The 15,007-nt window shown below is 74.3% G+C and carries 13 protein-coding genes; 8 read left to right on the forward strand and 5 right to left on the reverse strand.

The window, feature by feature from the left end; genetic code table 11:
• Positions 1–98 precede the first annotated feature (98 nt).
• From ACFOSY_RS02280 to ACFOSY_RS02300, 5 genes are all read left to right on the forward strand, one after another.
• On the forward strand, positions 99–668 hold the full coding sequence (locus ACFOSY_RS02280; protein WP_394305013.1) for a hypothetical protein: 570 nt from the start codon (positions 99–101) through the stop codon (positions 666–668).
• A 176-nt stretch (positions 669–844) separates the two neighbouring features.
• The gene (locus tag ACFOSY_RS02285; RefSeq protein ID WP_394305014.1) at positions 845–1,237 is read left to right on the forward strand and encodes a hypothetical protein; all 393 of its coding nucleotides are present in this window, start codon (positions 845–847) and stop codon (positions 1,235–1,237) included.
• 328 nt (positions 1,238–1,565) lie between these two features.
• The gene (locus tag ACFOSY_RS02290) at positions 1,566–2,183 is read left to right on the forward strand and encodes an RNA polymerase sigma factor (RefSeq protein WP_394305015.1); all 618 of its coding nucleotides are present in this window, start codon (positions 1,566–1,568) and stop codon (positions 2,181–2,183) included.
• 1,633 nt (positions 2,184–3,816) lie between these two features.
• Positions 3,817–4,491: an RNA polymerase sigma factor gene (locus tag ACFOSY_RS02295; protein WP_394305016.1), complete on the forward strand. Its 675-nt coding sequence runs from the start codon at positions 3,817–3,819 to the stop codon at positions 4,489–4,491.
• Positions 4,491–5,630, forward strand: coding sequence for a hypothetical protein (locus ACFOSY_RS02300; protein ID WP_394305017.1), 1,140 nt, complete (start codon positions 4,491–4,493; stop codon positions 5,628–5,630). Before ACFOSY_RS02295 ends, ACFOSY_RS02300 begins: the two co-directional genes overlap by 1 nt.
• A 238-nt stretch (positions 5,631–5,868) precedes the next feature.
• Here the strand turns inward: ACFOSY_RS02300 and ACFOSY_RS02305 are convergent, their stop codons facing one another.
• Positions 5,869–6,735 (reverse strand): L,D-transpeptidase family protein, encoded by an 867-nt coding sequence (locus ACFOSY_RS02305; RefSeq protein WP_394305018.1) that lies wholly within the window; start codon positions 6,733–6,735, stop codon positions 5,869–5,871.
• Positions 6,736–7,147: 412 nt separating this feature from the next.
• Between ACFOSY_RS02305 and ACFOSY_RS02310 the strand changes: the two genes are divergently transcribed.
• Complete coding sequence (locus tag ACFOSY_RS02310) at positions 7,148–8,728, forward strand: acyl-CoA mutase large subunit family protein (protein ID WP_394305019.1); 1,581 nt, start codon at positions 7,148–7,150, stop codon at positions 8,726–8,728.
• A gap of 62 nt (positions 8,729–8,790) precedes the next feature.
• Positions 8,791–9,444: a leucine efflux protein LeuE gene (gene leuE / locus ACFOSY_RS02315; protein WP_394305020.1), complete on the forward strand. Its 654-nt coding sequence runs from the start codon at positions 8,791–8,793 to the stop codon at positions 9,442–9,444.
• A gap of 58 nt (positions 9,445–9,502) precedes the next feature.
• Here the strand turns inward: leuE and ACFOSY_RS02320 are convergent, their stop codons facing one another.
• Positions 9,503–10,903: an FAD-dependent oxidoreductase gene (locus tag ACFOSY_RS02320; protein ID WP_394305021.1), complete on the reverse strand. Its 1,401-nt coding sequence runs from the start codon at positions 10,901–10,903 to the stop codon at positions 9,503–9,505.
• Positions 10,904–10,974: 71 nt separating this feature from the next.
• Here ACFOSY_RS02320 and ACFOSY_RS02325 point away from each other — a divergent pair, with 71 nt between their 5' ends.
• A complete protein-coding gene (locus ACFOSY_RS02325) occupies positions 10,975–11,625 on the forward strand; it encodes a TetR/AcrR family transcriptional regulator C-terminal domain-containing protein (RefSeq protein ID WP_394305022.1) in 651 nt (216 codons plus the stop codon).
• Positions 11,626–11,688: 63 nt separating this feature from the next.
• On the opposite strand, the gene ACFOSY_RS02330 is transcribed toward ACFOSY_RS02325, so the two are convergent.
• The 3 genes from ACFOSY_RS02330 to ACFOSY_RS02340 all read right to left on the reverse strand — a co-directional run bounded on the left by ACFOSY_RS02330 (position 11,689) and on the right by ACFOSY_RS02340 (position 15,006).
• A complete protein-coding gene (locus ACFOSY_RS02330; protein WP_394305426.1) occupies positions 11,689–12,606 on the reverse strand; it encodes a class I SAM-dependent methyltransferase in 918 nt (305 codons plus the stop codon).
• A 78-nt stretch (positions 12,607–12,684) separates the two neighbouring features.
• Positions 12,685–14,037: a polysialyltransferase family glycosyltransferase gene (locus tag ACFOSY_RS02335; protein WP_394305023.1), complete on the reverse strand. Its 1,353-nt coding sequence runs from the start codon at positions 14,035–14,037 to the stop codon at positions 12,685–12,687.
• Between the two features lie 3 nt (positions 14,038–14,040).
• Positions 14,041–15,006, reverse strand: coding sequence for a glycosyltransferase family 2 protein (locus tag ACFOSY_RS02340; RefSeq protein ID WP_394305024.1), 966 nt, complete (start codon positions 15,004–15,006; stop codon positions 14,041–14,043).
• Between the last annotated feature and the right edge of the window lies 1 nt (position 15,007).

Genomic DNA, 15,007 nt, shown 5'->3' on the forward strand with positions numbered 1-15,007 from the left:
CTTGTCGCACGCAGTAAGGGGAAATGCGGGCTCCGTGAGGGACGAGGCACGTCACGGCCTCATCCGGGGGCCCGCGGAACCCGCAGAGGGAGGCGTGGATGAGCCTGGAGGAACTGATCGCACAGGCCGACGAGCGCGGACTGGCCGCCAGCGGGGTGGCTTGTTTGGATCGGTGCGTGCCGCTGCTGGGCGGTGACGACGAGGCGCTGCGGCCGCTGTGGGGCACCCTCGCGGGCGGTCCCGCCGACGGCGACTGGGGCGAGGTGCTCCGGCAGACGCGCGAGAAGCTGGACGCGGCGGCGGGCGAGGCGGCGGGCGGCTGTGCGGAGGAGGCGGCTCGGCTGGCGCGGGGCATGCTCGCCGCCGCCCCCGCGGACCGGTCAGGGCCGGCGCTGCGCGCGTGGGCCGACGGCTGTTCGGCCGACGCGCTGCGGGTCCACCTGCTGCTCGACGGCGCCGGCGACGCCGACCTGACCGCCGCCCGCCGCGACGGCCGCACGGACGGCCTGTCGCCGCTGCTCGCCGCGGAGCTGCGGCGGCAGACCGCCGTCCTGGAACTCGTCGCCGCTCACGGCGCGGCGGGGCTGCGCAGCGCGCTGGAGGTGTCCACGGAGGGGCGCCGGGTGCTGCGCGCGGCGGTCTCGCGCCGCAGCCGGCGCGACGGCTGAGGCCGGGACGGCTGACGCCGGTACGGGGAGAGGGGGGCGGGTGCGGGAAGCGGGCGTGCGGCGACGGTCCTGTGAGTGTCCTGGGGCGGTCGTGCACCCGTTGTGGGAAGCCGCCGGATCGGGGTGACGAAACGCTTCGCCGCGGCGCTCTCCAGGGTGTGACGACTGCGACGACTGTGACGACACAGCAGGAGACCAGGCCTTCGGCGGCGACGAAGCCGGTCCGCTGGGCGGCGGACGCGGTGGCGGCGATGCGCGAGGGGGCACGGATGCGCCTCGACTACTCGGCGCGCAGTCTGTGGAGCGTCGACCGGATGATCGAGGACATCCGCTCGGAGTCGGCCCCGTACGCCGCCGTGGAGCTGGTGCTGCGCGGCTTCGGGGCCTACGCGGGGGAGGTGATCGTGCGTCAGGCCGGCGGCGAGTGGTGGGCCTCCGGCGGCGACCACTGGGTCCGCACGCCGGACGGCCGCCTCTGGGACCCCATCGACGAGGCCCGCCGCTGCTACACCCAGGACGGCTCCCTCCGGCTGCTGTGCCGGGACGCGACGGCGGGGGTGGGGGGTTGACCCCTGGCGGGGCTGATCTGTGGAGGGGCTGACCCCTGGCGGGGTCGGGCCTCGGGTGGGGTCGGGCCCGGGCCCAGTCGGGTTGCTGCGCGCCGGAGTCCTTGCGGGGGCGTGCCGACGGGTGCGGGTCCTGCGGCGGAGTTGGGGCTCCGGGCGGGCCCGGGAGCGGTGTGGGGCCGGGGTGCGTGAGGGGCGTGGGAGCGGTGGGACGTGGGTTGACCTGTGACACTTTGGCCGCCGCGCACGCTGAGGTCGCTGGGGGTGTGACACGGCGGACGTGCGCACGTCATGCGAGGCGCATCGCGCTCGGTACGGACGAGGACGGTTCTTGGGCCACGGAGGGGAATCCCGCCGCACGCAGGCGTTCGACGGGGAACTGGGCGACGCCGTCGCGCGCGCCCAGCAGGGCGACGAGGCCGCGTTCGCCGTGGCCTACCGGCTCGTGCAGCCCGGACTTCTCGCGTACGTACGCGGACTGGTCGGCGGCGACGCCGAGGACGTGATGTCGGACGCCTGGCTGGAGATCGCCCGTGACCTCGGCCGGTTCAAGGGCGACGGCGCCGGGTTCCGCGGCTGGACGGCCACCATCGCCCGGCACCGCGCGCTGGACCACCTGCGCCGCCAGCGCGTGCGCCCTCGCGCGTCCGCGCTGGAGCAGGACGTCCTGGAGCTGCCCGGCCCGCACAGCACGCACGACCAGGCGATGGAGGCCATGTCCACCGAGCAGGCCCTCGCCCTCGTGGGCCGGTTGCCCCGGGACCAGGCCGAGGCCGTGCTGCTGCGGGTGGTCGTGGGCCTCGACGGGCCCGCCGCCGCCCGCGTCCTCGGCAAGCGGCCGGGCGCCGTACGGACGGCCGCGCACCGGGGCCTGCGGCGCCTGGCGCGGCAGCTCGCCGCCGACGGTGTGACGGATGAGGCGCCCCGGACGCTGGGTGAGTCGACGTGACCGTGGGCCGGGACGGCGGTCACACCGGAGGGCACGGCCGGACCGGCGGCTGAACGGGCCGGGCGGACCGACCGTATCCGTGTGCTGGGGCCGGAACGGGCTCCCCGCTGGTGGGAGGGGGTGCGGCGAGCGTCGCGCCCCGGGTGCGGGGTCGCAGGGGCCGGCGAACGGAACCGGACGGACCGGACAGGCCGGACACGATCGAGCAGGGACGGAAGCGGACATGGGTGAACGGCAGAGCGACGGCGGGCGGGCCGGCCGTCGGCGTGTGCACCCTGAGCGTCGTTCCGAGCGGTCCGAGCGGTCCGAGCGGTCCGAGCGGTCCGAGCGGTCCGAGCGGGCTGTGGGCATAGCCGTCCCCGTCGGCGGGGCGGTCGGTGACACCGCCCGTCTGGAGGCCTTGCTCGTCGCCGCCCTGGTTCGTGACGGGGTGGACGCCGGTGCCGAGCAGCGGGCCGTCGCCGCGTTCGTGGCCGCCCGGGAGTCGGGGGCGCATGGCGCGCGCACCCGGCGCCGGGACGACTGGCGGGCCTCCCGGCGGCGGCTCGGCGGGCGGTCGCTGCGGGCGACGCTGGGGGCGTTGGTGGCGGGCTGCGCGCTCAGTGGGGTCGCCGTGGCCGGCATCAACGCGGCGGGCGCGTCGGGTGGGGGGCGGTCCGAGGACACGGGGCCGTCTCGGACGCCGTCCGCGAGCTCTTCCGCACCGGAGGTTACGGGGGTCCCGGATGTGTCCGGCTCCGGTGCCGTCGGGAACCCGGAGATGTCGGCTTCCGCGGGTGCGGGGGGCGAGGGTGAGCGGCGCCGCTCGGGGCGGGCGGAGTCCGTGGCCGGTGACGTCGGGGCGCAGTGCCGGGCGTACGAGCGGGTCGCCGGGGAGGGGCGGGCGTTGGACGCTGCCGCGTGGGAGCGGCTGGTCGCTGCCGCGGGAGGTGCGGGGCGGGTGGATGCGTACTGCGCGGGGCGCGCTGCGACGGTGGCGCCCTCGGCTTCTGTGCCGGCTCGGCCGAGTGTTCCTCCGGAGGTTTCGGGGGGTGAAGCGGGTGTCGGCCGTCCCACGGGGGAGACGGCCGGCACCGATCCCTCTGGCGAGGGCGAGGGCCAGGGCAAGGGTGAGGCTGAGGGGCGTGGACGTAAGTCTTGAGCGTTGACGCGGCTCACCTGAACGGGGGGTGTTTCGCAGCCCGGCGATGACGGGGTGCCGCCGCGCCCACCCGTGCCGCCCAGCGGCACGATTGCCCGCGGCGGCAGCGTGTCTCGCCTCGGCGGCGGCGCGTGTGTCTGCGGCGGTATGACTGCCCGGCAGTGGGGGTGCGGAGACGGCCGGGGCCGCCACCCCCCACAGGAGAGGCCCCGGCCGTCGCGCGGTACGGGCCGCGCGCGACCCGTACCTTCTACAGCGCCAGGGATGCGTTTTCTGTCACACGTCCCGTGTCACGGGTTAGTTGCGTCTTGTACGGTCATGGACGGGGAGCGGTTTCAGGTCGTAACGTGCCTTTCGCGCCAGGCCGCGGGAGACAAACGACCACAACCTCCGCGTGCGGCCTTGAGACCGCAACGACCGATTGAGCAATGACGACGGCGAGCAACCCGGTCCGCGAGAGCGGCGCCGGCTGAGGCGCAGAAGGGCGCACGCGTGCTGGGGGACGACGCGGAGCTGACTGCCGCGGTGCGCGCGGCACAGGGTGGGGACGAGACCGCGTTCCGGACCGTGTACCGCGCCGTGCACCCACGGCTGCTCGGGTACGTCCGGACACTGGTCGGTGAGCCCGACGCCGAGGACGTGACGTCCGAGGCATGGCTTCAGATAGCCCGTGACCTGGAAAGATTCTCCGGCGACGCGGACCGTTTCCGCGGCTGGGCGGCCCGCATCGCCCGCAACCGCGCGCTGGACCACATCCGCATGCGGGGCCGCCGCCCCGCGATCGGCGGCGACGAGACCGAGCTGACCGGGCGGCCCGCCGAGTCGGACACGGCCGGCGAGGCGATCGAGGCGCTGGCCACGGACGGCGCCTTCCACTTGATCTCCCGGCTGCCGCAGGACCAGGCCGAGGCCGTCGTCCTGCGCGTGGTCGTGGGCCTCGACGCCAAGACCGCCGCGCAGACCCTGGGCAAGCGTCCCGGCGCCGTGCGGACGGCCGCGCACCGCGGCCTGCGCCGGCTCGCCGAGCTGCTCGGCGACGATCCGGACGGCCATCCGGAATCCGCGGGTGCGCTCGACGCCCTTCCACCCCAGAGAGAACCACGCCGTCGTACGGTGACGTCCGCGAGTGTGACGCAGTTGCGAGCGCGGACGCAGAAGGACTTGTGATGGCCGATGAGCGGTACAGGTGGCTGGACGCGGAGGCGGCGGAGCGCCTGCTGAGCGGTGAGTCACCCCAGGCTGCCGGTCCACCCGCCGGTGACCAGGCCGAACGGCTCGCCGGAGTGCTCCGCGCGCTCTCCGCGCCACCGCCCACGGACGAGGGCGAACTTCCCGGGGAGGCGGCCGCGCTGGCCGCCTTCCGCAAGTCGAGGGACGAACGGACAGGGCAGGCCGACTCGGCCCCGCACACCGGTCACGGCACCGGCCCCGGGGGCGCCGATGTCGGCCTGATCCGTCTCGGCGCCCCGCGCGCCGGCTGTACCGGAACGCCCGGCGGAGTCCGCGGGCCGCGCCCCGCCCGCATGGTGCTGGCCGCCGCGCTGGTCGTCGGCATGGCCGGCGGCGCCGCCGTGCTCGCCGGGACCGGGCTGCTGCCCACGCCGTTCGACGACTCCCGCTCCGGTCCCGCGGGCGCCGCCACGGCCACGCACCCCCAGCGCCCGCTGGTCTCCCCGCCCGCGCGGAGCGTCTCCCCGGACGGTCCCGAAGGCGACACCGCCGACGGGGGCCGCGACGGCGCACAGGGCGGCGAGGAGCCCGGCGGCACGCCCACCGGCTCGCCGCCCGGCGACGGCAGGACCGCCCATGGCGCCCGCTGGAAGCTCGTCGTGTCCGCCTGCCGGTCCTGGCACCAGGGCCGTCCGGTCGACGGCGAACACCGCCGCGCCCTGCACGAGGCGGCGGGCGGCGCCTCCCACGTCGCCGCGTACTGCCGCGTCCTCGCGGCCGAGGACGGCGCCGGTGGCGAGGACGGCAAGAAGGACAGGGACGGCAAGGGCGCCGGCGGCGGCGCGCAGGACGCCGAGACGCGCGTCGACCGCGACGCGGACGCGCCGCAGGACACCCTCCCCGGCCAGGGCGACGCCCGCCCGGACACCGACGACGGGGGGCGGGACGAGGGCGGCGACGGAGGCGGCAAGGGCGACGGGAACGGCGCCGGCCGCGGCGACAGCGGCTCCGACGCCGACGACCGCCCGGGCAAGGGCCAGGGCAACGGCGACAACGCCGACGGCAAGGGCAAGGGCAAGGGGAACGGGGGGGACGGCGGGAACGGGAGCGGCAAGGGCGGCGGCACGCGGGACTAGGCGGCCGTAGGACCTCCCGAAAACCGCCTGACCTGCGCAAACGTCTCCGTGTCGCACTTCCGTACCGCCCGGTGTGACACTTCTGGCGCTTCAGACGCAGTACTGAGTGAGCCGACTGGTCATCGGCCGTAGCACTGAGCCGGGGTTCCCCCCGTACCCACGGCTCGTGCACATGGCGCGGGCGGGACACGTTCCCCCGGTCCCGCCCGCGCCCCTTCTTCTCACCTCGTCGCAGGTCTCACCAGTGGACGACCACCTTGTCGCCGTCCCGGACCTGCTCGTACAGCCGGGCGATCGCGCCCTCGTCGCGTACGTTCACACAGCCGTGCGAGGCCCCCGCGTAGCCCCGGGCGGCGAAGTCGGCCGAGTAGTGCACCGCCTGGCCGCCGCTGAAGAACATCGCGTACGGCATCGGCGAGTCGTACAGCGTGGACACGTGGTGCCGGGACTTCCAGTAGACCTGGAAGACGCCCTCGCGCGTGGGCGTGTACTCGGAGCCGAAGCGGACCGGCATCGTCGACACCGTCCGGCCGTCGATCATCCAGCGCAGGGTGCGGCTGGACTTGCTGATGCACAGCACCCGGCCGGTCATGCAGCGCGGGTCGGGCGGGTCGGCGGGCTGGCCGCCCATGAGATACAGCTCCCAGCGTCCCGGTTCCCGCGTCATGGCGAGCAGCCGCTGCCAGGTCACGGTGTCCGTCACCCCGGTCCGCGGCAGACCGCGCTTGCCCTGGAAGCCGCGGACCGCCTCCGCGGTCAGGTCGTCGTAGGTGCCGGTGGGGCCGTGGAAGATCCAGGCGATCTGCCGCAGCCGCGCCTGGAGTTCGCGTATGTCCCGCCCCTCGTCGCCGGGCGACCACAGCACGCGCGCCGGCGTCGGACGGGCGGACGGCTTCGCGGGCGGGGACGGCGTCTCGGGCGGGGACGGCTTGTCGGGCGCCTCCGGGGTCCGGCTCGGCGACGCGGGCGGCCGTGGCGCGTCCGGCGTCCGGGACGGCACGTCGATCCGCACCGGCGGCGCGCCCTGCCCGTCCGTCCCGGCCGGCTGCACCGTGCACCCGGCCGCACCCACCGCCATCGCGCCCAGCGCCGCCAGGACGGCCATGCCGTGCCTGCTCCTGCCGCGACCCGTATCCCTCCGGCCCGGACCCCTCCCGCTCATGCCCCTCCCGCGCACCCCGGCCCCCCGTCGCTCCGCCGTACCGGTCCTGCCCGGCCGTCACCTGTGTTCCACCGACTTCTATGGAGTTCCACTGAGTTCTACCCCGGACGTGACCGGGGCGCTACAAGCGGGCATCGTGGGGTGTGACCGGATGCGACGGCCGCCGGGCCGCCCTGTGAGCGGGGTCCCACGGAGGTTGTGAGGAAGGTCCCAGCGTGTGGCCCTCCACCGGGCCGCACGCGCACCGCTACAGTCCGTCGAAGGGTCGGCCTGTACTGGTGAGTAACTGGCGAGTAACTGGCGAGTGCCCGGCGATCGGATCGAGCAACGCTGCTCAGCGGGAGGCATGCACATCATGGCGCGCGAGTCGGAGTCCGGACTGCCCATCGAACCGGTGTACGGGCCGGAGGCTCTCGAGGGCTGGGACCCGGCGGAGAAGCTGGGTGAGCCGGGCGCGTATCCCTTCACGCGGGGCGTGTATCCGAGCATGTACACGGGCCGTCCGTGGACGATGCGCCAGTACGCCGGTTTCGGCACGGCGACGGAGTCCAACGCCCGCTACAAGCAGCTGATCGCCAACGGCACGATGGGCCTGTCGGTCGCCTTCGACCTGCCCACCCAGATGGGCCACGACTCCGACGCCCCGATCGCGCACGGCGAGGTCGGCAAGGTCGGCGTGGCGATCGACTCGATCGACGACATGCGGGTGCTGTTCGGCGGGATCCCGCTGGACAAGGTGTCCACGTCGATGACGATCAACGCCCCCGCCGCGCTCCTGCTGCTCCTGTACCAGCTCGTCGCCGAGGAGCAGGGCGTCCCGGCGGACAAGCTGACCGGCACGATCCAGAACGACGTGCTGAAGGAGTACATCGCCCGCGGCACGTACATCTTCCCGCCCAAGCCGTCGCTGCGGCTGATCGCGGACATCTTCAAGTACTGCCGGGCCGAGATCCCCAAGTGGAACACCATCTCGATCTCCGGCTACCACATGGCCGAGGCCGGTGCCTCGCCCGCGCAGGAGATCGCCTTCACCCTCGCCGACGGCATCGAGTACGTCCGCACCGCGGTCGCCGCCGGCATGGACGTGGACGACTTCGCCCCCCGCCTGTCGTTCTTCTTCGTCGCCCGCACCACCATCCTGGAGGAGGTCGCCAAATTCCGCGCCGCCCGCCGGATCTGGGCGCGGGTGATGAGGGAGGAGTTCGGCGCGAAGAACCCCAAGTCGCTGATGCTGCGCTTCCACACGCAGACCGCCGGGGTCCAGCTGACCGCCCAGCAGCCCGAGGTCAACCTGGTCCGGGTCGCCGTCCAGGGACTCGCCGCCGTCCTCGGCGGCACCCAGTCCCTGCACACCAACTCCTTCGACGAAGCCATCGCCCTGCCGACGGACAAGTCCGCCCGCCTGGCCCTGCGCACCCAGCAGGTCCTCGCCTACGAGACCGACGTCACCGCCACCGTCGACCCCTTCGCCGGCTCCTACGTCATCGAGAAGATGACCGACGACGTCGAAGCCGCCACCCTCGAACTGATGCAGAAGGTCGAAGACCTCGGCGGCGCCGTCAACGCCATCGAACACGGCTTCCAGAAGAACGAGATCGAACGCTCCGCCTACCGCATCGCCCAGGAGACCGACGCCGGCGAACGCGTCGTCGTCGGCGTCAACCGCTTCCAGCTCGACGAGGAAGAGCCCTACGAGCCCCTCCGCGTCGACCCCGCCATCGAGGCCCAGCAGGCCGAACGCCTCGCCAAACTCCGCGCCGAACGCGACCAGGTGGCGGTCGACACCGCCCTCGCCGCGCTGAAGAAGGCCGCCGAGGGCGAGGACAACGTCCTCTACCCGATGAAGGACGCCCTCAAGGCCCGCGCCACCGTCGGCGAGGTCTGCAACGCACTGCGCGAGGTGTGGGGCACGTACGTGCCGAGTGACGCCTTCTGAGGCTCGTTCTCGCAGGTCGAAACAGGGTCGAGGAGTGTCGCACGGCGTGCGACACTCCTGCCATGTTCGGTGTCGTCGACCTTCCCACCTATCTCGCGGGCCTGGTGCTGATCATCCTGCTGCCCGGGCCCAACTCGCTCTACGTCCTGTCCGTCGCCGCCCGTCGCGGGGTGCGCTCCGGCTACACCGCGGCCGCCGGGGTGTGGTGCGGGGACGCCGTCCTGATGACGCTGTCGGCCGCCGGGGTCGCCTCCCTGCTCCAGGCGAACGCCGTGCTGTTCGGCATCGTGAAGTACGCCGGCGCCGGCTATCTGGCCTGGCTGGCCGTCGGGATGCTGCGCGCCGCGTGGGGCATGTGGCGCGGCCGCGGGGAGGAGAGCGCGGCGGAGACCGCTCCCGCCGCGGGTCCGACGGGTGAGCGTCCGTTCCGCCGGGCCCTGGTCGTCAGCCTGCTGAACCCCAAGGCGATCCTGTTCTTCATCGCCTTCTTCGTGCAGTTCGTCGACCCCGCCTACGCCTATCCGGCGCTGTCCTTCGTGGTGCTCGGCACGCTCGCCCAGATCGCCAGCGTGCTCTACCTCAGCGCGCTGATCTTCAGCGGCACCCGGCTCGCCGCCGCCTTCCGCCGTCGCCGCCGCCTCTCGGCGGGCGCCACCTCGGCGGCGGGCGCCCTGTTCCTGGGCTTCGCGGCGAAGCTGTCCACGGCGAGCGCGTAGGCGACCGGGGGCGGCCCCCTCGCGACGGGGGCGCTCCCCCGGACACCCCGTCGGCGCCTCAGCGTCGCCCGAGCCGCGCCAGGTAGCCCCCGAGTCCCTCCGCGCCGTCCCCGGCCCAGCCCACATAGCCGTCCGGGCGGACCAGGAACAGGCCCGTGCCGTACGTCCGGTGGGACGGGCCGCGCACCAGCCGTACGCCCGCCGGCGGTTCGGGGGCGTCCGTGCCCAGTGCCAGCAGGGTCCAGTGCGGCCCGCGGAACGCGTCGAAGAGGCGCACGCCGTCGACCCGGCCGTCCGGCGCGCGGTCGCCCGCGCGCACCGGGCCGGGCGCGGTGCGCGTCTCCGCGCTGAGCGAGGACTCCCGGTAGCCCAGGTCCAGTTGCAGCGTGGCCCCGCCGCGCCGGGCCTCGCCGCGGTGGATGCGGGTGGACAGGCCGAGCATGTCCGCGGCCACCGCCCGCCGTTCCTCCTCGTAGCTGTCCAGCAGGGACGGGTCCGCGTCGCCGGACAGCACCGCGCCGAGCTTCCAGCCCAGGTTGTAGGCGTCCTGCACGCTGGTGTTGAGGCCCTGGCCGCCGGCCGGGGAGTGCACGTGCGCCGCGTCGCCCGCGAGAAACACCCGGCCCGCGCGGAAGCGGTCGGCGAGCGCCGCGCGCGGCCGGAAGTCGGAGGCCCACAGGACCCCGGTGACGTCCTCGGCGGCGAGGTGTGTGCGGGCGGCCACGACCCGCCCTACGGCGTCGGGGGAGAGGTCCACGCGCGTGCCCTCGGTGAAACGGGCGACCAGCTGGAAGTCGTCCGTGCCGGCGAGCGGGCAGAGGGTGAGGAACTCGTCCCGGCCCTCGCGGGGCGGGAACATGTGCCAGTTGTCCCGGTCGAGACCGGCGATCCGCACGTCCGCCACCAGCATCGGCAGCGGGTCGACCGCCTCGCCGGTCATGCCGGCGCCGACCGCCCGGCGCACCGCCGAACGGCCCCCGTCCGTGGCGACGAGGTACTGGGCGCGCAGGGGCGGCCCGGCGGTGAAGTGGGCGGTCACGCCGTCCTCGTCCTGCGTGACGTCCGTGACCTCGCGGCCGAAGGCGATCTTGCCGCCCAGCTCCTCCAGCCGGTCCCGCAGGATCCGCTGGGTGCGCCACTGCGGCACCATCCAGCCCTCGTACGGCGCCTCCTCGGTGGGCTCCACCGGGTCCATCAGATGGTGTTCGCCCAGCCGCTTCCCGTCGCGCCAGAGCATGCCGACCGGGTAGCGGCCGCCGCCCGCCCGGACGGCGTCCAGCACGCCGAGGTCGTCGAAGACCTCCATCGTGCGCGGCTGGAGGCCCTTGCCGCGCGATCCGGGGAACAGCTCGTCCGCCCGCTCCACGACCAGCGCCGGGACCCCGCGCCGGGCGAGGTCGATGCCGAGGGTGAGGCCGGTCGGCCCCGCGCCCACGATCAGGACAGGGGTGTCGCTCATGATCCGTCTCCTTAACAGCGTTAAGTGACCCGCCGTCCGAGCGTCTCCCTAACGGTGTTAAGTTGTCAAGCGTGAGCACGGAACGACGCGCGCCGCTGGACCGCCGACGGGTCGCCGACACGGCGCTGACCCTGCTGAACGAGGTCGGCCTGGACGGCCTGACCCTGCGCGCCATCGCCAGGGAGCTCGACGTCAAGGCGCCCGCCCTGTACTGGCACTTCAAGGACAAGCAGGCGCTGCTGGACGAGATGGCGACCGAGATGTTCCGCCGGATGACCGACGGCGTCGAGCCCGCCCCGGACGACGGCTGGCGTGAGCGGCTGCTGTCGAGCAACCGGGTCCTGCGCCGCACGCTGCTCGCCTACCGCGACGGCGCCAAGGTGTTCAGCGGCACCCGCTTCACCGGCCTCGAGCACGCCGAGCACCAGGAGAACGACCTCCGGCTGCTCACCTCCGCCGGCCTCACCGTCCCCCAGGCGGCACGGGCGCTCCAGACGACGTTCCTCTACACGCTCGGCTTCGTCGCCGAGGAGCAGGGCGTCGAGCCGGTGCCGGGCGAGCGCCGCGAGGGCTTCGACGTCGAGGAACGGGCCCGCCTGATGGCGGACCACCCCCTCGCCGCCCAGGCGGGCGCAACCCTCTTCGGCGACTACGACCGGCAGTACGAGGAGGGCCTCGCCCTGATCCTCGCCGGCATCGAGGCCCGGTACGGGGCGCGTTGAGCGGGGCGGCGCGCTGAGTCAGGCAGCCCGCGGTCGGGCGGCCCGCGGTCGGGCGGCCCGAGGTCAGCCGGCCCGCAGGAACGCCGACAGGGCCGCCTTGCCGAGGTACGTGAACCGCGTGGGGCCCGTCAGATGCGCCTCCAGCGCCTCGGCCACGCCCGGCCACTTCGGGTCGCCGAAGTCGTCCAGCACCACGATCCCGCCCGGGGCGGCGATCTCCTCCGCCCACCGCAGGTCGCCCGCGACGCCCTCGGCCGAGTGGTCGCCGTCCACGACGATCACGCCGTAACGGCGGTCCGAGACGGCGGCGCGGGTCGCGGGGTCCTCCGAGAAGCCCCGCTCGATCCGCGCGGTTACGCCCGCCGGGCCGGCCAGGGCCAGATTGGTGCGCACCGCCCGCTCGTCCACCGGGGTGCCGGACGGGTCCGAGCGGCGGGGCGTGCCGGGCTGCAGCTGGATCCCGGCGAACGGGTCGACGATCGTCACGGACGGCTCCCGGCCGTCGCGCTCCAGCATCCGGATCAGACCGGCGCAGAACATGCCGTGGAGCGTGCCGATCTCCAGCACCTCGTCGTTCGGCGGGTCCAGCAGCGGGATCGTGCCGAGCTTGCCGCAGATGTTCATCGTGCCCCCGGCGATCCGCCCGGCCCCGAGCGACTCCAGGCCGATCAGCAGCCGGTACGCCGTGGCCGCGTTGCGCACGGCCGCGTCCCGGTCCCCGGCCAGCTCCGCCATCTCGGCGTGCAGCCGGCCCAGCGGACCGGGCGACACCACCCGGGACAGGCCCCGCCCGGCCGGGCCGAGCAGCAGGTCGAGGGAGAGCCGTTGGCGTTCCACCGCCTCCGTGACCTCCCGCAGCCGCTCCCGGCCCACGGTCTCCACGGCGCGCAGCCTTCGTTCGATCCGGCGGTCGACCAGATCGGCGACGGGCCGCAGCAGCCGCCGGGCGGGCGCACTGGTCAGCAGGGCGTGGCTGTTCAGGGGCACGGGAACCTCGATCCGTCGGAGGGTGAGGGGCGTGTCGCCGCGGGCCCGGCCGAGCAGGCGCGGCCGGCGGCCTTACCGTTTGCCGCCCCGGCGCACCGCCCGCCCCACCCGTCGCCTGGCGCGGGCCGCGCGGACGCGGGCGCGGGTGGCGGGGCTGCTGCCGGGGAGGCCCAGTTCGGCCAGGCGCAGGGCGGGGAAGTACGGGGCGGGGCTGGTGGCGAGGTGGGCGCGCAGCCACTCCTCGGCCTGACCCCTGAGCGCCGGATACGTGCGGGGCTGCATGCAGAAGCCCATCGTCCGCACCAGCGGCGCGAGAGAGGCCGGCGCCTCGCCCAGCACGGCCGGGGTCTCGTCCCGCTCCAGGTCCGGCACCAGGTGGTCGACCAGCGCCAGGGGTATGCGGTTGCTGTTCTGGTAGGGCCGCAGCCGGTCCAGGACCAGCGCCGTCCCCACCCGCGCCACCGGCACGTCGTAGTAGGCGGACGCGGTCACCATCGCCGTGGAGAAGCAGCCGACGACCAGCTCGGGGCGGGCGTGCTCGTACAGCGTCTCCGCGAGCAGCGGCGCGTCCAGCACGGTGAGCCGGACGCCCGCGTCGGCCGCCGCCTTGTGCAGGGCCGCCGAGTAGCCGACGGGGGCGGTCGGATGGGGCTTGAAGACGATCGAGCGGTGACCGGCGCGCACCGCCCCGGTGAGCATGCGCACGTGCAGGTCCTCCTCCTCGCGCGCGCTCAGGATGTTGATCGCCGCCAGGTACTGGCCGAGCAGCACGGCCGTCGGCCGCTCCTCGCGCACCGGGGCGAGGAGCGGGTCGTCCGCCGCCTCCCGGGCGACCTCGTCCAGCACCGTGCGGAACGCCCCGTCCGGCACGATCACCGGCTCCACGCCGTACTCGGACAGCAGCAGCGGGCGCAGTCCGGGCACCAGGTCGAGGTGGAGCAGGCGGCGGACGCGCCGGCCGAGGGTCAGCGGCAGCTTCTCGCGGGTCGGGCCGTAGCTCATCAGCCCGTCCGCGTACACGTCGACGGACGCCTCGGAGAAGATCGCGACCAGCGCGCGGGCCGGGTTGGCCTGGATCGACTCGACGGCCAGGTCGACCCGGTCGTCCTCGCCGATGTTCCACAGCAGCCGCAGCGCCCGCTGCCACAGCACCGTGTCGGAGCCGCGCGGCCCCCAGGCGCTCGGGTGGTACGGGCTGATCGCCTCGTTCCAGCTCACCACCTCGTCGAAGCGGGCGGCCAGCGGCTCGTGGCCGTGCATCTCGTCCAGGCGCAGCGCGGTCTCCGGGACGGCGGCGTTGTGCGAGACCAGCATGATCCGGCGGGCCTGTTCGCGCGGTCCGTACAGCCCCGCGTCCAGCGCCGCGGCCAGGGTGGCGGCGCCGTACAGGGTCGAGACCTGGAAGATCTGAGTCGTGCGGTGCATGGGTCAGGCAGCCTTCCGCCCGTCGCGCAGGCGGCCGAGGAGCCTGCTCCGGGTGCTGTCGATGGTGGCCAGGGTCTCCTCCAGCGCGTCCTGCGGCATGCGCAGCAGCGCCTGACGCGCCTCCTGTCGCAGCCGCCGGGCCGCCGACGGCTCGTACGCGTCCGCCTTGCCGAGATGGAAGGCGATCATGGCGCAGTAGGTGCGGACCGCCTTCAGCAGGAAGCGGTCGCACTCGGGGTCGTTCCGCACGTCCGCCAGCAGCAGGTCGTACGCGGGGATGAAGTCGAGCTGGCGGTCGTCCTTGATCTGGGTGAGGGAGGTCGCGACGCCCCGCCGGTAGAACACCCCGTGCAGCCCGAGGGAGGCGTAGCTGCGCGCCGTGAGGTGCAGCCGCCAGATCCACAACCGGTCCTCGGCGGTGCGCAGTTCGGTGACGAAGCGCATCCCGCCGTCCTCGAAGAGGCGCCGGCGGTAGACGCCCGCCCAGACGAACGGGTAGTCGACCATGGTCTCCGTGTCGGCGGGCGCGATGCCGTCGCGCGGATCCATCACCGCGTTCCGTACCGGCGCCGGGGGCCGCTTGATCACCCGCTCCGTGCCGGTGACCTGCACATGGTCGGTGCGGGCGAAGTCGCAGCCCAGCTCGTCCATCGCCCGCACCAGCGCGGCCAGATGACGGGGCCCGTACCAGTCGTCGCCGTCGAGGAACGCCAGATACTCCCCTTCGGCCGCGTCGATGCCGGAGTTCCGTGCCTGGGCGATGCCCTGGTTGGTGTCGTGCCGGATCACCCGCGCGCCCGGCAGCTTCTCCGCCCACCGCTCGATCACCCAGGGTGTGGCGTCCGTGGAGCAGTCGTCGACGATCAGGAACTCGACGTCGGGGTGCGCGTTGGCGGCGAGACTGCGCAAGGTGCTCTCCGCGAACGCCTCCACGTTGTGCATCGGGACGACGACGGACAGTTTCGGCACG

Source organism: Streptomyces lusitanus (assembly GCF_042647945.1).
Lineage (GTDB): Bacteria > Actinomycetota > Actinomycetes > Streptomycetales > Streptomycetaceae > Streptomyces > Streptomyces pseudogriseolus.